This is a genomic window from Pseudobutyrivibrio sp. AR14 (assembly GCF_900101325.1).
In the GTDB taxonomy this organism is placed as follows: Bacteria; Bacillota; Clostridia; order Lachnospirales; family Lachnospiraceae; genus Pseudobutyrivibrio.
Genome location: NZ_FMUY01000020.1, coordinates 16956 through 36421, shown reverse-complemented (window position 1 = coordinate 36421; position 19466 = coordinate 16956). Strand labels below are relative to the sequence as shown.

Annotated in this window: 18 protein-coding genes; 8 read left to right on the top strand and 10 right to left on the bottom strand. The window is 40.0% G+C overall.

Annotated elements, in window-relative coordinates:
• Nucleotides 1-181: 181 nt before the first annotated feature.
• Nucleotides 182-421: a Veg family protein gene (locus BLP50_RS13260; protein WP_090155587.1), complete on the bottom strand. Its 240-nt coding sequence runs from the start codon at nucleotides 419-421 to the stop codon at nucleotides 182-184.
• Nucleotides 422-627: 206 nt separating this feature from the next.
• Here BLP50_RS13260 and BLP50_RS13255 point away from each other — a divergent pair, with 206 nt between their 5' ends.
• The 4 genes from BLP50_RS13255 (at nucleotide 628) to BLP50_RS13240 (ending at nucleotide 5350) form a co-directional block, all read left to right on the top strand.
• Nucleotides 628-1359, top strand: a complete 732-nt coding sequence (locus BLP50_RS13255) for a lysophospholipid acyltransferase family protein (RefSeq protein WP_090155584.1) — start codon at nucleotides 628-630, stop codon at nucleotides 1357-1359.
• Between the two features lie 70 nt (nucleotides 1360-1429).
• Nucleotides 1430-2353: an AAA family ATPase gene (locus BLP50_RS13250; protein ID WP_090155582.1), complete on the top strand. Its 924-nt coding sequence runs from the start codon at nucleotides 1430-1432 to the stop codon at nucleotides 2351-2353.
• 266 nt (nucleotides 2354-2619) lie between these two features.
• Nucleotides 2620-3417 (top strand): DUF58 domain-containing protein, encoded by a 798-nt coding sequence (locus tag BLP50_RS13245; RefSeq protein WP_242869282.1) that lies wholly within the window; start codon nucleotides 2620-2622, stop codon nucleotides 3415-3417.
• The gene (locus BLP50_RS13240; RefSeq protein ID WP_090155577.1) at nucleotides 3344-5350 is read left to right on the top strand and encodes a transglutaminase-like domain-containing protein; all 2007 of its coding nucleotides are present in this window, start codon (nucleotides 3344-3346) and stop codon (nucleotides 5348-5350) included. Before BLP50_RS13245 ends, BLP50_RS13240 begins: the two co-directional genes overlap by 74 nt.
• On the opposite strand, the gene BLP50_RS13235 is transcribed toward BLP50_RS13240, so the two are convergent.
• The 5 genes from BLP50_RS13235 to hpf form a co-directional block, all read right to left on the bottom strand.
• Entirely contained in the window at nucleotides 5347-5619 is a 273-nt protein-coding gene (locus BLP50_RS13235) for a hypothetical protein (RefSeq protein WP_099413233.1), read from the bottom strand. The two genes, BLP50_RS13240 and BLP50_RS13235, sit on opposite strands and share 4 nt — an antisense overlap.
• Nucleotides 5620-5624: 5 nt before the next feature.
• Complete coding sequence (locus BLP50_RS13230) at nucleotides 5625-7004, bottom strand: UDP-N-acetylmuramoyl-tripeptide--D-alanyl-D-alanine ligase (RefSeq protein WP_090155572.1); 1380 nt, start codon at nucleotides 7002-7004, stop codon at nucleotides 5625-5627.
• A gap of 26 nt (nucleotides 7005-7030) precedes the next feature.
• Nucleotides 7031-8074: a D-alanine--D-alanine ligase family protein gene (locus tag BLP50_RS13225; RefSeq protein WP_090155570.1), complete on the bottom strand. Its 1044-nt coding sequence runs from the start codon at nucleotides 8072-8074 to the stop codon at nucleotides 7031-7033.
• 74 nt (nucleotides 8075-8148) lie between these two features.
• The gene (locus BLP50_RS13220) at nucleotides 8149-9021 is read right to left on the bottom strand and encodes a helix-turn-helix domain-containing protein (RefSeq protein ID WP_090155568.1); all 873 of its coding nucleotides are present in this window, start codon (nucleotides 9019-9021) and stop codon (nucleotides 8149-8151) included.
• A gap of 96 nt (nucleotides 9022-9117) precedes the next feature.
• Nucleotides 9118-9651, bottom strand: a complete 534-nt coding sequence (gene hpf, locus BLP50_RS13215) for a ribosome hibernation-promoting factor, HPF/YfiA family (protein WP_090155566.1) — start codon at nucleotides 9649-9651, stop codon at nucleotides 9118-9120.
• 186 nt (nucleotides 9652-9837) lie between these two features.
• Here hpf and ymfI point away from each other — a divergent pair, with 186 nt between their 5' ends.
• Nucleotides 9838-10569 (top strand): elongation factor P 5-aminopentanone reductase, encoded by a 732-nt coding sequence (gene ymfI, locus BLP50_RS13210; protein ID WP_090155564.1) that lies wholly within the window; start codon nucleotides 9838-9840, stop codon nucleotides 10567-10569.
• A gap of 101 nt (nucleotides 10570-10670) precedes the next feature.
• Here the strand turns inward: ymfI and BLP50_RS13205 are convergent, their stop codons facing one another.
• Complete coding sequence (locus BLP50_RS13205; protein ID WP_090155562.1) at nucleotides 10671-11642, bottom strand: helix-turn-helix transcriptional regulator; 972 nt, start codon at nucleotides 11640-11642, stop codon at nucleotides 10671-10673.
• Nucleotides 11643-11834: 192 nt separating this feature from the next.
• Here BLP50_RS13205 and BLP50_RS13200 point away from each other — a divergent pair, with 192 nt between their 5' ends.
• Genes BLP50_RS13200 through BLP50_RS13190 form a run of 3 tightly spaced genes read left to right on the top strand, consistent with a single transcriptional unit; the run spans nucleotide 11835 to nucleotide 14801 of the window.
• Nucleotides 11835-13229: a MurL-like N-terminal domain-containing gene (locus BLP50_RS13200; protein ID WP_090155560.1), complete on the top strand. Its 1395-nt coding sequence runs from the start codon at nucleotides 11835-11837 to the stop codon at nucleotides 13227-13229.
• Entirely contained in the window at nucleotides 13213-14502 is a 1290-nt protein-coding gene (gene murD / locus BLP50_RS13195; RefSeq protein ID WP_090155557.1) for a UDP-N-acetylmuramoyl-L-alanine--D-glutamate ligase, read from the top strand. The genes BLP50_RS13200 and murD overlap by 17 nt, the downstream gene beginning before the upstream one ends.
• Before the next feature lie 26 nt (nucleotides 14503-14528).
• Entirely contained in the window at nucleotides 14529-14801 is a 273-nt protein-coding gene (locus tag BLP50_RS13190) for a hypothetical protein (RefSeq protein ID WP_090155555.1), read from the top strand.
• 22 nt (nucleotides 14802-14823) lie between these two features.
• Here the strand turns inward: BLP50_RS13190 and BLP50_RS13185 are convergent, their stop codons facing one another.
• From BLP50_RS13185 to BLP50_RS13175, 3 genes are all read right to left on the bottom strand, one after another.
• Entirely contained in the window at nucleotides 14824-17496 is a 2673-nt protein-coding gene (locus tag BLP50_RS13185; protein WP_090155552.1) for an AAA family ATPase, read from the bottom strand.
• 1 nt (nucleotide 17497) lies between these two features.
• The gene (locus BLP50_RS13180) at nucleotides 17498-18580 is read right to left on the bottom strand and encodes a metallophosphoesterase family protein (RefSeq protein WP_090155550.1); all 1083 of its coding nucleotides are present in this window, start codon (nucleotides 18578-18580) and stop codon (nucleotides 17498-17500) included.
• 107 nt (nucleotides 18581-18687) lie between these two features.
• Nucleotides 18688-19452: a response regulator gene (locus BLP50_RS13175; RefSeq protein WP_090155548.1), complete on the bottom strand. Its 765-nt coding sequence runs from the start codon at nucleotides 19450-19452 to the stop codon at nucleotides 18688-18690.
• Nucleotides 19453-19466: the final 14 nt, after the last annotated feature.

Below are 19466 nucleotides of genomic sequence, written 5' to 3'. Positions count from 1 at the left end.
CCCCTACATGAATAATGTTAAGTGCGTTAGCACTGAGAAAGAAGTCTGAAAGACTTCCATTATGAATGAGGGGGAGGAACTGTGAATAGTAACTTTTTATAAACCCCATCAACTAAAAAGAGCCGCTGATTAAATCAACGGCTCAATTCTTCATTATTTAATTGTAACTAGTAATCAAACTCTAGCAAAGTTTCATGCGAATTTCTTTAGTAATGATGTCTGTATAGCTAAAGGAAAGTAACTGTGATGGACATGTCTCAGTGTCGTCAACTAATATAGTAAATACACTTGGGTAAGCCTCTTGAATAACACCTTGCTGAATGTCAACTTTGTTACGACCCTTGTCTAACTGAATAACAACTCTACTACCGCATTGCGCTCTGACTGATTCTCGCACCTTGTCGAAGTCTTCGCGTTCCATGATGTCCTCCCCCTTTTCTAGCATTTGAATACTTTAATCAGCATTCTTATGTGGTTTGCGATATTGTATCACTTTTTGGTTATTTTGTCAAAATTTATATTCACTTTTTTGAATAATTATTATAATTAATCCGCCTCAAAGCCCACAATTGCTAAATTTTGTCCTCTATTTTATAATGTAAACATAAACTAATTTTGGAGGTCACAATGCTAAGAACCATTCTTGCAATTACATTCGTAACACTTTTCTTAATCATAAGTATTCCTATTTGGGTAATTTTGTTCATAGTCGGATTGTTCAGCAAAAAAGCTAAGGACGTCATTGGCTATAAGTGCGTTGCCTGGGCTTTCGGCGTTATCGCATTTATTTCCGGTGTTGATTATACAGTTAACGGATACGAAAACATTCCAAAGGATAAATCAGTTCTTTTCGTTGGAAACCATCAGAGTTTCTTCGACGTAATTCTTGGCTATCATATTTGTCCAGCAGTTACAGGCTTTCTTTCAAAAAAGACTTTTGAAAAGATACCACTTTTAAATGTTTGGATGTACATGAACTACTGCCTTTTCCTTACAAGAACTGATCCACGCACAGATTTAAAGCTTATTATCAAGGCTCAGGAATATATCAAGGCAGGCATCAATATGTTTGTATTTCCTGAGGGTACACGTTCTAAGACCGGAGAGATGGCCGAGTTCCATGAAGCATCTCTTAAAATTGCTGTCAGAACAGGGGCACCTGTTGTTCCAGTATGCTTCACAAATACTAGAAATGTCCTGGAGACACACACTCCTCGTATTAAAAAAGCAAAAGTCATTATCACATTCCTTCCACCAGTTGACTGTGGCACATTGGAAGGAGAGAACAAAAAACGTCCAGGAGCTTATGTACGCAGTTTGATAGCTACACAGCTTGAGGCAGATGCCAAACTCTTGTAGTTCTAAAGAGCGCTTAATTAAAGCGCTCTTTTTTAATACACTAAAATTCTAATAATAAGGGGAATATATAATGGGGGAGAATATTCAAAAGCTAAAATCTAACATAGAGCAGCGCATTGTAGGCAAGGGCCCTGTTCTAGACAAAATCATTGCTTGCCTTTTAGCCGACGGCCACGTACTTCTTGAGGATGTTCCAGGAGTTGGCAAAACATCTATCGTAAAAGCATTGTCGGATTCTATCGACCTTTCATTTTCAAGAATTCAATGCACACCTGATACAACTCCATCGGATATTACTGGTTTTTCCATGTACGATCAAAAAAATGGCGATTTCAAAGTAATAGATGGCCCTGTCATGAATAACATCCTTCTCGCCGACGAGTTAAACAGAACTTCACCTAAAACTCAAGCTGCACTTCTAGAGGTAATGGAGGAGCACACTGTAACTATCGATGGCAAAAAGCGCTCTGTGCCGGAACCTTTTATGGTAATTGCTACCCAAAATCCTACTGAGATGGCGGGCACCTATCCTATTCCAGAATCCCAAATGGACCGCTTCATGATAAAGCTAAGTGTAGGCTATCCAGATGCCAAGGCTTCAGAAGAAATGGCCGCTCGTTTCCTTGATGGCACTTTACATGAAAAAACTTCTTCTGTTCTTTCAGGGACAGATATTATAGCTATGCGAAAAGAAGTGAATTCTGTCACCATTCACGAAGATTTACGCCGTTACGGGGTGAAAATCGTGGAAGAAACAAGAAACACACCTGAGATTTCCTGCGGAGCCTCTCCTCGAGGACTTCTTTCTATGCTCAGATTCGCCCAGGCCCTGGCCTATATTTCCGAGAGAGACTACTGTATTCCAGAGGATATTGCGGAAGCAGCCTCCTATACCCTACCTCACAGAATTATGCTTACCACCGAGGCCAAGCTTTCTAAAACCACCAAAGAATTCCTCATCCAACAGATACTACATAGGGTAAAAGTCTCATGAAAATATCCGTTCATTTCAAAAACTTTGCCATTTATATATTGCTTCTCATATTAAGCATTGTCTTTGCCAGCTTCTTTGGAGGGCCGGTTGCTTTTATATGGCTGTATGCTATGATTCTTATAATTCCTGTTTCTATTCTTTATATTGGGCTTAATTACAAATTCCTAGCTATATATCAGGAAATAGAAATCCACAAAGTCTCAAAAGGAGAAATTCATAAGTATCGAATTCTCCTGGAAAATTCTGGATTTCTTCCAATTCATAACATGGCACTGTCAACCTATTCTGATAGATGCGATTTGCTGGAAATTACCGATGGGCAGCTTATATCTCTAGATGTAAGAGAAAAAATGGAACTAACTTCCAGTATAAATTGCAAGTATGCAGGTGCCTATGATGTAGGTGTAAAAAGCCTTACATTCACAGATCCTTTTAATATTTTCTTAGTGGATTTAAATGTACTGTATACCTTTAAAGCTGTAGTTCGTCCCAAGATTACAAACATAGCAAATTCTGCACTGGATTTTGAAAATCTGGTAAATAATACAGGATTTAAAAGTATTAATCAGGTAGAAGATATTCCAGGAAATGATATGCGCTCATACCAATCTGGTGACAGCCTCTCTTCTATTAACTGGAAGGTCTCCGCAAAGTTTTCTGAGCTTATGGTCCGTCTACCGAATCCTATGGAAAAGCGCAGCGTCACCATAATAATGGACGCCGCCAATTGGCAAGATAGCAAGCAAAACTTAGAGTATTTAAAAATGAGAGACTTCTTTTTAGAATTTGTAGTTTCCGCAGCATGGAATTTCGGTCAGCAAAATGTTCCTCTTGAAATCATTTATCCATCAGGTGATATAAAGACTTCAACAGTGGATTCCTACGAAAGCTTTATGGAATTTTACAACGAAATTGCCGACGGAATTTTCTATAGATCAGATGCAGTAAAGACGAAGCTTCAGTCCCTAATCAAGGAAAAGAGTGTAGATTATGACAAGAACACATGCATTCTCATTAAAGAAGATAGTAGAGACAAAAAAGATTTCTGCAGTATTATTGGATGAAATCAAACTGTTAATGTTTGAATATTGTCTACTGATTATTTCTGTGGAAATATATAGCATTTACAAGGGATACGGCGAGGATTTCTCCGCTGGCTCCTTTATTTTAAATGCTCTTTTTTCACATACTAGAATCATTATCCTAGCTATTATTGCTATCCAAATTCTTTTCCACGCCTTAAGAAAATTCAAAAAATATATAGACTACGGAAGTGTTCTACTTGCACTGGTTGCAATCTGCCTTTTCCTAGCCTTTGGAAGTTTTTGGGAGAAAAATTCCATCAACACGCTTCTGATAATTTTCCTTGCAATTATGACTCTTTGCGCTATCCAGCCTAAGAAGTTTTCTTTTTATTATTTTCTACTTCTTGGAATCATTATTTATCTCATTCCAGTCAGACAAGAGCCTATCAACTGGACTCCTGTAACTGACAAAGCAAGTGTTGTAATAGACAATGTTTCCTACTATTTTTCAAACATCTTGGGGACAGATAAATACACTACCGGCTACAGCAGCCTTACAAACTCTGGCAATCAGCTTAAGATTTCTGATACAACACAGCTTATTATCACCACAAATGACTCGCCTTATTTCATATTCTTCGATGAGACTACCTCAAAGAGAATGAAGCAGGCCAAGACACTATATTTAACAGGAACAGATTCTGCAGACATCTCACATCTTGTAGAATTTGCAAACCTTCTATGGAGAAACGACGTGGATAAAGAAACAGCCGCTCTTTTTTCCACTATTTCTGACCTTTCGCTAGAATATTCTTTTCTCACCACAAGGGATGAAATTGCCCCTATTAATACCATCAGTCTCACTGATGAAAATGGCAATCCTCTTCAGAAGAACGATAAGAAACATCAAAAGGGATACACCCTAAATGCCACCTATTTTGAAATAGACTATGGTAGCCCTTATCTGATGGAGCTTTATAGAAATCCTGCCGCCTCAGATTCTTACCTGGATTATGACAGCTGTTGTGATTATCTAAAATCGCTGTACGATATTAATTTTTCAAAGATAATTTCGGAAGATGCCTATAACGACACCGTAGAAAATCTTCAGAATGTAAATGTCGACTACTTAGATACAGATGGTGCCACAGAGAGAATGATATCTCTTGCCTCCACTGTGGCTGGTGATTACGCCAGTGATTTTGATAAATGCAAGGCCATCGAGAATTATTTGCGCCAGTATACCTACTCTACAGATTTAGATGCAGATGCTGTAGAAGCTGATATGAATGAAGCTGCTGGCATGAGCATGCTAGCAGACAACTTTTTGTTTGACACTGGAAAGGGATACTGCGTCCACTATACTTCCTCAATGGTAATGCTACTTCGCCTATCAGGTATCCCTGCCAGGGCAGCAAGCGGATTCTACTATCAGTTCCCCCTTGATGCAACCAGCAGTTATAATGTTTCGGCAGCCTGTGCCCACACCTGGCCAGAGGCTTATATAAAAAATGTTGGTTGGGTTCCTTTTGAGCCAACCAGCCAATTTATCCCTGCCGAATATCGCTCATGGAGAAAGCAGCTTGAAAAGGATACAGGCTCTGTAGATGCTCCAGCAGTTCCTGCTATTCCAGATACAATTGAAGACGATGCCTCTACAGAATCTATCACAGCTTTTCATGTAGCAAAAATCATCGCGGTTATTTTTGCCAGCCTAGTAGGTCTTTTAGTTATGGTCCTCCTAGGTCTTAAAATCTTTTACAAACTTCGCTACATTCTTGCCAGCCCTGAGCGCAAGCTGGAGCTAGATGTACAGCAGATAAAAAAGACTATACAAAAGAATACTGACGAAGATATTTATGACAGAGGATTACTTTCGGATTATGTAAAAATGGCACCATCCTATATTCAGGATGATGCCAAGAGAATGTTTGAATTGTATTATAAGGTAAAATATGGTGGCAAATCCTAGACCTTTTTATAAGCTGCAGCCTTTTTTGCCAACTCCACCTCGCATTTCATGCGAACATTAAGTATCTCAATCTGCTGATTAACAAGGGCTTCTTTTGCCTCATCAGTCTCAGCCATAGCCTTCATAGTCTCTACCGACTCATACATATTCTCATATTGAGATACCTTGTTATTATATTCGTTCTTAAGCATTGAAGGCACTTCAACTGTTTTAAAAATACTATCTACAGTGTTGTGGACCTCAAGCATTTTATTGTATAGTTCCTGCAATTCTCTTATCCTACTTTATTTTTAATCGCCTCAACAACAGTTGAAAAATTCATAAAGTGTGATGCCTTTACAAGGATTGTATCTCCGCTTCTGATGATAGGAATCAAATCCTCAAGCATTCCCTCAACTGTCTTGTAGTGGTGAGCCATGCAAGAGCTATTCTTCTGGCTGAGAGATTTGTTGATTTCCTCAGAAAGCTCTCCCACTGTGAATACATATCCGATGTGATTCTCCTCAAGTGACTGGCCTATCTCGTAGTGAAGCTTGCGCTCGTCGCTGCCAAGCTCTCCCATGTCCCCAAGGACTGCGATAGTTCTGCCAGATGCCTTGCCAAGGACCTGAATAGAAGCCTTCATTGAAACTGGGTTGGCGTTGTAGCAATCGTCGATGATTGTCACCTCGCGAACCTTAATTATATTGTTGCGGCCTGCAATTGTACCTGCATTTTCAAGGCCTCTCTTGATATCTGAAACTGAAAGTCCAAGCTCTCTTCCAATTGCAGCTGCTGCAAGTCCATTCATTACATTGTGAGTACCTGGAAGAGGAATTGTTACTTCAAATGAATCTGAACCAATTGTAACCACTGCCTTGGTACCAGTAATTCCATCAGCCTCCACATCTGTAGCGCTGATTTCCTGGCCATTAAGGCCATAGAATATTTTCTTTTGACCAAAAGTCTCTGCACCAATCAGCTTGTCGTCATCACCATTTAAGATAACAACTCCATTTGATGGCATGTGCTCAAAGACCTCTGTCTTTGCTCTTAAGATACCATCTCTATCCTTTAAAAATTCTAGATGGCACTGACCAATATTTGTCATTACCACGTAGTCTGGCTTTGCAATGTCGCCAAGGCGATGCATCTCGCCAAAATCTGAGATACCCATCTCAACTACTGCCACCTGGTGCTCTGGCTTGATGCGGCATATTGTAAGTGGAAGTCCAATCTCGTTATTAAAGTTGCCCTCTGTCTTAAGCACCTTGTATTTGGTCTCAAGAACAGATGTAATCATTTCCTTTGTACTAGTCTTGCCTACGCTTCCTATAACTCCAATTACTGGAATTTTAAGCTGCATTCTGTATGCTGTAGCAATCTGCTTAAGAGCTATCTTTGTATCTTCTACAATAATATAAGGACCTGATGGGTTATTAAGACGACGCTCCGAAAGTGATGCAAGCGCCCCTTTAGAAAAAGCATCCTCAATAAAATCATGTCCGTCTACCCTAGCCCCAACCATTGGAATAAACAGAAAATCTTTTTCAATTTTACGGTTATCATTAACCGCGCCTTGAATTTCCTTATCCTTAAGAGCCTCCATGCCCTCAGGGATAATCAGCTGCCCATCTACAACCTGAGCAACATAAGCCAATGTCATATTCTTCATATACTACGTCTCTCTACTTCTATATCTTATCTATATTTCTTCAGTGAAACCTGAATCAAATGCTCACATAAATCTTCAAAATCCATGCCAACCTGAGCTGCCTCTTGAGGAAGAAGGCTAGTAGGTGTCATACCAGGAAGTGTATTAGCCTCAAGGCAGTACATATTTCCATCCTCATCCATCATGAAATCCATGCGGGCATATGTTGTAAGTCCAAGTGAAACAAATGCCTTCTCAGCAAACTTTTGCATCTGAGCAGTTGCCTCAGGGCTGATTTCAGCAGGACATGTCTCAACAGCAGATCCTGCTGCATATTTATTTTTATAATCATAGAATCCCTGCTTTGGAGCAATCTCAATTACAGGAAGTGCCTTGCCCTCGATAACACCATCAGAGAACTCACGTCCCTTGATGAACTGCTCGATAACTACCTCATCCTCCCACTCAAATGCAGCATCAAGTGCAGCATCAAGTTCTGTAGGATTCTCAACAATAGTAACTCCAATTGATGAGCCACCACAATTTGGCTTTACAATGCAAGGATACTTTTCAAATTTAAATCCTGCTCTGTCCTCCTTTTTAAGAGATGTGCCTGCAGGTGTTGGTACTCCAACTCTTTCAAATACATTTTTTGTAAGCTGCTTGCTCATTGAAATAGCACTAGAAACATAATCATTTCCAGTGTATTTGATTCCATATAAGTCAAAAGCTGCCTGAACTTTACCGCTCTCACCATCGCCACCGTGAAGAGCCATGAAAACAATATCTGCCATCTGGCAAATCTTGATTACATTTGGTCCAAAAAAGCTTGGGCTCTTGTCTGCACGACTTGCAATAATAGCATCAATATCTGGTGCTTCTGTAGGAATATCAGCCACCTTTACAGAGTTGGCCTCACTGTTTTCAAAAATATCAGTAACATCACACTCTGCATCAGAATATCCCATAAAAACATCAAGCACTAACGCTCTATGGCCTCTATTTCTAAGGGCCTTTGCAACCATTGTGCCTGATTTAAATGATACGTCTCTCTCTGAGCTAAGTCCGCCAGCTAAAACTACTATATCCATTTATCTATACCTCTTTAAATTATTTAAAGCTTTTCTCCTCGATTAATATAGTATTTTGGTGTAAAAAAAACAAGTCACCCAGCCTTTCTATAATTATGAAGATAATTGACCATCTTCTGTGATGCCAGGATAAACTCGTCGATAACAAGCGCCCCTTCTCTATCATTTGCCGCGTCAAATAATTCTTTTTGAATCTGAAGTCCATGATAAAGAATTCTCGAATCTAGGGCCTCCGCTATTTTCACCAACAAATAATTGACGCATTTTTGTGCCTTGCAATAGTCCTTCTTACTGAGCAGTACCTTGGCAAATGTAGCAGATATTACCTTGCATCTTTGGATATGATAATCCGTATTTCTTTTTAAACTGTACTTCATGAGAGCCGCCATAAGCTTCTCTGCAAACTCCAGCTCTCCCAACTCATAGTGCCCCTTGGCATATTCAAAAATAATCATATGCTCTATCCTTGTGAGATGAAGCATATGCAAATCTTCTATCTTTGGTATTTTTCTCCCCTTCTCAAATAATTCAATACATCTATCTATATATTCCTCAATACTCATGCCCCTTTTTCTCATACAAATGAGATAGCCTAGGGCGTAATATTGTTGGTGTTCCACATTGTCTTTTATCATTAGTTCTTCAAATCTTTTTAACTTCCGTTCTAGTATTTCCTCTCGTCCGTCATGAATGGCTGCCAGAAGCTCGTCCTTTGCCTTATGAAAATCATATATTTCATTCATAGGCAGTTCCTCGTAGGTAAAACCAAATTGCTCGAAAATGGAGTCGAGCCTTGCAAACAACTCTAGTCTTGGAAATTCTAATCCACATTCAATTCTAGAAATAGTTGATGTCGCGCATCCTGCTTTCAATGCTAATTCTTCTTGAGTAAGATTTGCTGCTCGTCTGAAGTAGGCCAACTGAAAACCGAATACAGTTTTATTCATAAAAATACCTCCTAAAGATAAAACACAGAACCGAATTCCAATTCTATCATCAGGAGGTTAAAATTCTTTGAACTTTTCTTTATGAAAATTTGAACTCTAGAACTCTGGCTCTATAAGACCATAAGCTCCATTTTTTCTCTTATAAACTACATTAATCTCGTCTGTATCTGCATTTCTAAACATGAAGAAGTCATGTCCTAGCATCTCCATTTCAAGGCAAGCATCCTCAGCATACATTGGCTTCATATCAAATGTTTTCTTACGAATAATCTGAATTGATTCTTCTTCGCCTACCTTCTCTTCGATGAAATCCTGTGCGAAAATCACACGAGAATCTGACTGCTTTTTGTCGATGATTTTGTTTCTGTGTTTTTTAAGCTGCGCTTCAAGTGTATTAGTAACTGCCTCGATAGATGCATACATATCAGATGTAACTTCTTCAGCCCTCAAGTAACTTCCCTTCATAGGGATTGTAACCTCTATTTTCTGACGTCCTTTCTCCACGTCTAGCGTTACGATTGCTTCCGTATCCTTGTTAAAGTACTTGTCTAATTTTTTGAAACGCTCCTCCACAGCGTCCTTGAGACCTTGGGTTAATTCGATGTTCTTTCCTGTGATTGTTGTTTTCATGATGTCGTACCCCTTTACATGTGGATTTGATATACTAGAGGTATCAATTAGAAGTGATACTTTTGAATTGGTATATCATGTAAATAGTATATCAATTGCATGATAAAACCACAAGGCATTTATCAGATTATTAATAATTATTTTATAAATTGTATACGCTATTAGCTATTGACAAAGGAGAATTCAATGAAAAAGACAGCTATCATCACTGGAGCTAGCAGAGGAATAGGAAAAGCTATTGCCGAGGCCTTAGCAAAAGAAGGATATCATCTAGCCCTTTTCTGCCATAAAAATATGGATCTACTTCAGAAGCTGGCTGAGGATTTATCTAATGAATATCACATCCAGGTCTACACCTACTGTGGTGATATAGCAGATTCTGATTTTACTATCGCCTCATGCAAGGATGCCTTAGAAAAGCTTGGCCAGGTAGATTTGCTTGTAAACAATGCCGGCAAAGCCTCTATTGGTCTTCTTACTGATATGTCTGTAGATGATTGGAATAGCATGATTGGCACCAATCTCTCCCCACTTTTTTATACATCAAAAGTTGTGGTTCCTGCCATGGTAAGAAAAAAATCAGGAAATATCATAAACATCAGCTCTATGTGGGGCACGGTAGGTGCCAGCTGTGAGGTTGCATACTCTGCTACAAAGGGCGGTGTCAATTCATTTACAAAGGCCCTTGCTAAGGAGCTTGCTCCAAATGGTATATCTGTTAATGCCATTGCTTGCGGCGTAGTTGACACTGACATGAACTCTCAGCTTTCTCCTGAGGAAAAATCAGAGCTTGCTGAGGAAATTCCTGCTGGTAAATTCTGCTTACCAGAAGAAATCGCTCAGGTAGTTTTAAGCATAATAAATGCCCCATCATATATGACAGGGCAAATAATAGGCGTTGATGGAGGATATATCTAAAACTAGAGGACTTATAAAAACTATGCCAGTTACGACAACAAGCCTTAGACTCTCTCCAGTCATCTAACACGATTTCCTTGAGGGAGCTAATGTCTTTTTACCTACTGACTTTCTTTTATTATATCCTCAAGGTATTTACGGTAGTTTATGACCTCCTCCTCTGGAAATGCCACAGTGGCGCCGATACCTACCAGCCATCCGTATAGCTGAGGTGATACTGCAACTGATATGCGGGCCTTTACGTGAGATTCTCCATCAGGACGCACATCTATCTCCGTTCCAAACTTATCAAGGACTACACCAATCAAATGCTTGGCAAATCTAATGGTGATAACCCTCTCCTCACCTGAGAACATACTGATATGCTGCTTGGCATATTCATGAGGATTAAGCTCCTTTATTAATTCAAGTCCACCTCGATCTTCTTCCATTTCTGAAGTGGATGTCATTTTATCTACTCGATAATGTCTTATTTCACCACTTCCATCATCAAAGGCAACAAGATAATAGTTCTCATCGTTTCGAAGCAAAAATGCAGGGCTTACTACATAGGTCTTTCCTCCGTGGCGTGGCTGCATCTCCTTGCTTAGAGTCCACTCCTGATATTTAAAAGACATCTTCTTATTGTTATCTATACATTGATAAATCACATCGATTGAATAGAATATCTTTTCATTTCCTGCCTTAGGTTTGTCTGGCACTACAACCTGACGGCTAAGCTGCTCCGCATCATCAACACCCGCAAGACTTGTAATCTTTTCCACAAGCTCTCTTGTTTTCTTTTGAGATATAAACTTTGAGGCCCCCACTGCATCCACAAGAAGCTTTAGCTCTGCAAGCTCAAAGGTACGGGAGCCAATATAGTATCCCTTGGTTCCCTTTATTACATCAACACCTGCATCAATAAGTGTCTCCATATCTCTATAAACACCCTTACGCTCGGCAGGAATACCACGCTTTTCAAGGCGTCTAGTCATCTCAATGGCATTGATAGGATGATTCTCATCGCTTTCTTCCATGAGAATCTGATACTCATTTATTATCTTTAATTTTTGGCCTCCAACATGTGGCATAAGCTCATTCTCCCTAATGTTTTTACTTAAAGAAATTTGTGATATAATTTGTTAGTTAAAATGTTACTAATTCCATACACCCACCAAGAAGAACCCAAAAAGAGTTCCATTAGGAATGAGTGCGGGTTCCTATGAATAGTAACTATGTATATTATAAACAATTAAAACTTATAAAGGAATTATCATATATATATGAGTAGACAAGATTTTTATAAAAAATGCAGAGAGGACTATCCTACTTTTACATATCAGGGATTCTCTTATGATTTAGATGAGTCAGGCATCAGCATGACCTTTGATTTTTCCATTGATGGTCTTTCTGAGTTTCACCCTACTTGGTACATCCCAAGAATCAATCCAGTTGATGAGATTAAGACAGATTTAATCGAAGACATGGTTTTCTCTCTTGGAATGGTGGAGCTTATCAGCTACTGGAAAATTGCTTGCCCACCTACTGTTATTATCAAGGACAGAGCATTGACTGCCGAGCAAATTGGATGGTGGAAAAAGCTTTACTTCAATGGCCTTGGGGAATTTTACTACACCAATGGCATCAGCGAAGAATTCGAAGACTTCATGACTATCACCTGCGAAAGTTCAAAGCCTACTAGAAGCTTCACTCCAAAGGATGCTCCTAAAATCATGGGCAACAAAAAGCCTTCTGTTATGGTACCTGTAGGCGGCGGAAAGGATTCTGTTGTATCTATCGAACTCTTAAAAGATAAGGCAGATGTCAATTGCTATGTAATTAACTCTCGTGGTGCCACAGACTCTACAGTACAGGTGGCAGAGCTTACCGAAAAAACAATCTACGCAAAGCGTACTCTAGATAAAAACATGCTTGATTTAAATGCCAAGGGATTTTTAAATGGTCACACTCCATTTTCAGCTCTTGTTGCATTTTCTAGTATCATTGCAGGATACATAAACAACTTGGATTTTGTGGCTCTTTCAAATGAGTCTAGTGCCAATGAATCCACTGTATTAGACAGCTATGTTAATCATCAGTACTCAAAGAGTTTTGAGTTTGAGTCTGATTTCAGAAGCTACGAGAGAAACTATATTGGCTCAGGAGTATTTTATTTCAGCTTCCTGCGTCCTCTTTCAGAGCTTCAGATTGCTATGCTCTTTTCACGCTTCAAAAAATACCACGGCATTTTTAAGAGCTGCAACGTAGGAAGCAAGCAGGATATCTGGTGTGGACATTGTCCAAAGTGTCTTTTTGTATACATTATCCTCTCGCCATATCTTTCTCTCGAAGAGTTAGATGCAATCTTTGGCAAGAGACTGTTTGAAGATGAGACTCTTATGGAGGACTTTGACAAGTTATGTGGCATCCTTCCTGAAAAGCCATTTGAATGTGTTGGTAGCCGCGATGAGGTCAATGCCTCTATCACCGAAACAATCAGCAAGTACGCTGCTAGGCAGATTGCCCTTCCAGCACTTTTAATGCACTACCAGGATTCAGCTGTAGTACCAAGCGTGCCATTTGCTAAATATATCAAGCAATACAGCAAGGAACATGCATTAAATGATTATTTCGAATCTATAATAAAGGACGCACTTGCAAATGAAGGAAACAATTAGAAATTTAGTTAAAGATAAAAAGGTATTAATTTTAGGCTACGGTCGAGAGGGTCAGTCAAGCTTTAGAATGGTTAGCTCTGTAGGCGGATATGCATGCCTCGATATAGCTGATGCCAATGCAGTCAGTTCAGACCTTACATCTAGCCACAAGGTCATTACAGGAGCCAGCTATTTAGACTGCCTCAATGACTACGATGTTGTATTTAAGAGCCCTGGAATCGTTCTCCCAATGGACATCAGCAATTACTCTTGTCGCATCACATGTCAGGCAGATTTATTCCTTGAGGTGTATGGAGCACAGACTATCGGTATCACTGGCACAAAGGGCAAGTCCACAACATCTTCACTTTTATATCATATACTTAAAGAATGCGGTAAAGATGTGCTCTTCGGTGGAAATATCGGTATTCCTATTTTTGATATTACAGACCAGATTCACCCACGTACAATAATCGTTTTTGAGCTTTCCTGCCATCAGCTAGAGTATGCTAAATTTGCTCCATCGAAGGCAATTCTTCTAAACCTTTACGAGGACCACTTGGATCACTATGGCACAGTTGAGAAATACTGGAATGCCAAGAAAAATATATACAGAAATCAAGGATACTGTGACTTCCTCTTCTGTAACCCAGACTTTTTACCTGCCACAGGCGAGTGCAAGGCTACTGTAATCAAGGTTAAGTCTCAGGATCTTCCATTTAACTCATTTGAGGAAATCCCTGGGGTAACTTTAAGAGGCACACACAATCTTTTCAACACAGCCTTTGTCTATGATGTATGTCGCAGATACGACATCTCTGACGAGGATTTCAAGGCTGCACTTGCTACATTTAAGACACTTGCCCATCGTCTTCAGTACCTTGGCAAGCTTGATGAAATCGACTATTACGACGACTCTATTTCAACCACTGTTGAATCTGCAATTAGTGCTGTAAGAGCAATTCCAAATGCAGGGACACTGCTTCTTGGTGGAATGGATAGAGGCATCGACTATGACCCACTTGTAGAGTTCTTACCTACCACTAGACTTGAGCACATTATACTTATGTACGACAGCGGAAAAGTTATATTAGAAAAGCTCAAGACTACTGCCTCTCCATCATTTATGGAAAAAGTACACTACATCCAAGACCTTAAGGATGCTTGCGCCTTTGCTAAAGCTTACGCATCAAAGGGCACTGCGGTAATTTTATCACCAGCATCTGCAAGCTACGGAGTCTTCAAGAACTTCGAGCAGCGCGGTGATTTCTTCAAAGAATATGTAGGTTTATAGTTCCACCCATCTCGGAGGATTTGTTTATGTCACATTCAGCTCTCGATTTTTTAAATAACAAAGGTCCAGCCGTTAGATACTGTGAAAGTTGCGGCTGCCGAATACCTATCAGTTCCCCTCAAGGGAAATGTAGAGAATGCATAAAAAAAGAACTCTTTCCAAAAGTGAAAGCGTTCATAAGCGAGAACTATGATGTCAACGAAATGATTCTGGCTCAGGAATTTGGAATTGACAAATCCATTATCCATGAATGGGTAGATGAAGGACTCCTAGAATACAAAAACCTACACCGTTTTTAGCGGTGTAGGTTTTCTTTATCTTTTATAATCTACTTTCGTGACATGTGAAGTAGACGGTCTGGCGATCCTTCGCTATGCGGTTAAGGAGCTTAAGTGACTCCTTAATTTTTTTGTCGTCCAGGTTGGTAAATGGATCGTCTAGGATGAGAATAGGCTTCTCGTCTGGATAGAGTACATCTACAAGGGCAAGACGGGAACAAAGTGCAACCACATCCTGATAGCCTTGAGATAGGTATTCTGCGCCCTTTGTGCTACCAGAGTAAGATAGCTTAATGTTAAGGTCCATATCTAGCTCAAAGTCCTCTATTGAGTATCCTGAGTGGGTACCTGTAGGCCCATCTATGAGGCCTAAATATTTGTGGAGTCCATTTTGTAATGGCTGCATGTATTTGGCCTGGAAACTCTCGCGAGCCTTCTGTAAAAAGTCCTCTGTCTTGGTCAGAAGCTCAGCACTCTTTTTGTATTCCTTTTCCTGAACTTCTAGACGCTCTATCTGTTCAGAAACATCTGTCAGCCTCTCAACCTCCTCAAGGGCTGTAGATAAATTATCCCTCTCCTGAAGAATCTGCTTATTCAGCTCCATAATCTGCTCATCAAGTGTCTTTTGCTGCTGCTGCAAATCATCTACTGACAGCACATTATCATCTACTGCATGTTTAGTCTCAAATGCAGCTATCTCGTCCCTAAGATTTGCTATACGTTCATTGATAGCCAAGTAGTCACGCTTATTAGCACTGATAGATTGAATCTGCTCAGCTCTATCAAGGCTTCTGTCTACTGGGAACTTCTCAAGAATATTTTTGATATCAGCTGTCATTGTCTTTATTGAATTCTCATGACGAGCTATCTCTTCAGATTCCTCTAAGTAGTCTGCATATCTGTCTGCATCCTTTTTAAGCTTTGCTAAAAACTCGTATTCTCCACCCATCTCATACAGATTAATGCCGTATGGTGTAGCAAATGGCTGAATCTTGGTGTAAAGCTCCAGCTGCAAGTCTGCCAACTCATCAAGTGTACCCTCAGCCTCCTGATGGCGAGACTGCTCCTCTTCCAGCAAATGTCTATATTGATCAAGCTTACGGCGAATCTCGTAAACATTTTCCTGCATAGTTTCTGCTCTGGTAAGAAGATAATTAGACAGGAACTCATCACATTTTCCCTGTAATTCCCTAAGCTCAAGCTTAGTAATCTCTATAGAGTCCTCCTCTTCTTGGATTCGCTCCTCATAGTCCTTGGACTCTTTTATTCTGTTAACACGAGCTCTTCTGCCAGATATAAATAGAATAAGCACATCAAGTACTACAGCTACAATACTTCCTATTTCAACTATTCTGCCTAGATAGTCATCAAGATATTGGCTAAAAACAATACCAAAAATAATAAATATCACAAGAAGCACTGTGCCTAATACGTGCCATATTTTAATGCTGCGCTTTTTGTTGAGCTTCTCCATTATGTCTCGCTCAGCAGTAAGACTCTTCAATCGGTCATTGCTCTGGGATATCTGGGCCTCAAGTCCTGTAATAACAGTTGTAGCGTGCTCAATCTCTGCCAACTGCTCATCAGTAGGTACAAGCTTACCAAAGAAAAACTTAAGCTCTGTAAGCTGCTTGTTAGACTCCTCTGATAATTTAGAATGCTCAGCCTTAGCTCGAAGTTCTGAAAGGTTAGCTGCCATCTTATTCCAGAGATCAAACTCTGAAATATCAGGAATACGCTCTTTGAATGGTGCTTCGAAAACTGGATTCTCTCGCTGAATATCCTCCTTGATTCCGTGAAGTGCTCGCTCATGAACAGTCAAATCACGCTCTGTCTGCTCTAGCATAGCCATCTCATCATCGCTTGGAACACCAGCGGCAAAGAATGCCTCGAATTCCTTGGCCTTTTCTATCTCCTGATTAAGATTCTCCTTTTGAATCCTGTAAGCACCTAGCTCCTGCTCTCTCTTACTCTGCTGCTGAATAGTCTCAGCCAGCTTTGCCTTTTCAATAACGAGAGCATCCAAGTTAGCCTGCTTCTCCTCAACAAGACAACTCATTGCCTCAGCGCTCTCCTCGAAAATAGGAAGCTTCTCAAAATCCTCTTTGCATTTGTTGATTTCTTGCTTAACCGCAACTAGCTTACCTGGATTAATCTTACTATTTCTGGTGTACTCGGTCCTAGCATCCTTGACAGTCTTTAAAGCCACGTCGAAGTTGCTGATATCATCCTTGGCTGCTGCAAGATTACCCATCTTGGCATTCAAAGAATCTGTCATAGATGTGCCCAGTGAAAGCTGTGGAATATACACACTCTTCTCAAATGAATCTCTGTCCACTTTGAAAATCTCTTCACCTACATTGCTAGTGAATTCTGTGCACTCTATTCCTGTAACATTATCATAGATTGCAAATGTATCGTCCTTGTCTGTCTTGCCGAAGGTTCTCTCAATTCTGTACTGGCCCTCCTTGGTAGAAAAGACGATGTTGCCACCGCAAAGACTACCATCCCATGGAAGATAGTGGTTGCGCTCCATCAGCTTTTTCTTTGTGTTTGGAGAATACTCCAAGCCATAAAACATAGCCTTAATGAAAACAGAGAAGGTAGTCTTACCCCATCCATTTTCTTCTAGGATAGAATTAAATCCCTCGTTAAAATCGTATTTAAAATCGTTTATCTTGCCAAAATGGGCAATATAACAAGAAATAAGTTTCATACTATATATCCTCCCCCATTATGGCCTTTATGCCTATCTCGATAATCTTAGCCTTTTCATCCTCATCCATATCCTGAGACTGAACGAGTCTGACAAACTCTCCCTTAAGGGACTTGTCATACTGATAGCTAGCATAGTCAATTAAAGTCTTAGTCCTGTCATAGCACTTTACGAAGAAATATTTATTCTCGAAGGCTCTTATGAATCTGGTGATATCTATCTCATCCTCCAGCTCGCGCTCACCTGTGATTACAAACTTAATCATGTCCTGAGGGTCCACATCATCAAGCAGCTTCTTAGCCTTATTGATAACAGACTGAACGTCCATATCTGCAGTGACAGCCACCTCTATCTCATGAAGACGTCTAAGTGCAAATGGAATGAACTCTGATGTAATAACACCATCCTCAATCTCCATAAGGACAAAGCCCTTGTCCCCTGTCTCGTCAAATCCTCTACCCTCTAGACAACCAGGATAGCAATATACACCTCTATCATCTAGCTGCTGGAAAATATACTTGTGTATATGGCCCAGTGCCAAATAGTCAATGAATTTACCCTTTAAGGCACTAGTATTTACAATCTCAGCTCCGTCCTTGCCGTCGTAGTCTGACTGCTGACCATGGAGCATGACTATATTAGTATTAGCCGAATCAAGGACCAAACTCTGAGGAAGTGTAGCTGCGTTGGAAGAATTAATTTCAATACCAGTGATAACCACATCATCACAGGTATAACTGGTCCAGCCAGTATCTGTGAACATATGAAAATTAGCTGGCACTTCATCAATGCCCGCTTCCATGAAATCGCATCTGTCGTGGTTGCCCTTAAGATAGTAAAAATCTATCTCGGGATGAGCTACTATCTGCTCCACAACACGCCTCTTAACCTCTTTTCTGATGTGAGTCTTGTCAAACAAATCACCGGCGATAAGAATCGCTCTAACCTGATTTGCCACTGCGTACTCCACCATGCGCTCGTATGTCTCAATAAGCTCAGAGCGCCTAAGTAAGGCTTGATCTTTATCTAAATTGCTCTCCATTTTGGAATCTAGGTGCAGGTCTGCACAATGAATAATTCGCATACTTTCTCCCTAACTTTATTCGCCCCTCGATAAGAAATATTTTATCATAAAAAATAAAGCGAGACCACCTAAGATATACTTAAGCGACCCCGCTTTTATTCTGTCAATTAATCCATTTGTTTTAGGAAAATATTTTCAATGGCATTGATTATTTTAGTCTGCATAGGAGGCTTCACAAAATAGCCAGCAGGCTTCAAATCAAGCACCGCATCTACATGCTCCTTATCTGCTATACCAGTAAGGAAAATTACAGGAACATCCTTGTAATCATCCTCAGCTCTAATCATCTCAAGTGTCTGCTTGCCATCCACAACAGGCATCTCATAATCAAGTATTACAAGATCTGGTTTGTCCTGGCCGAGCACTTTCATACACTGAGCTGCCGATGTAGCAAGCGTAACTCGATATTTATCCTGAAGCATGTTCCTCATATTTCTCAGAAGAACAGGATTGTCATCAACCACAATTATATGTCTTTTGTCCGTCTCTACTACGGCATTTAAAATCGGATCTGCACTCATGCTGAATTCTTTACAGATAGCTCTTATAAGAGATTCTCTATCAGCCTGTGGAATATGCTTGCACTGGCCAGTATAGTAGTAAGAAATAAAAATCTGCTTATTCTTCTCACGGCCAAATGTTATAACAGGTATCTCCTCGCTATACTCTTGAATCACTTCAAAAATCTCAGCATGTGTATTGTTAAAGCAATCAAGATCCATCAAAACCAAATCAGGAGTGTACAATTTCAACATGCTCTTAACAATCTTTGCACTATTAGTACACAGCTGTGTATGGAAATGCTGTGATAAATATGAATTTACGTCTGACGTATCATTTGTAAAATCACCAACAATAAGTATTTTTCGCATGAGCCCTCTCCTTC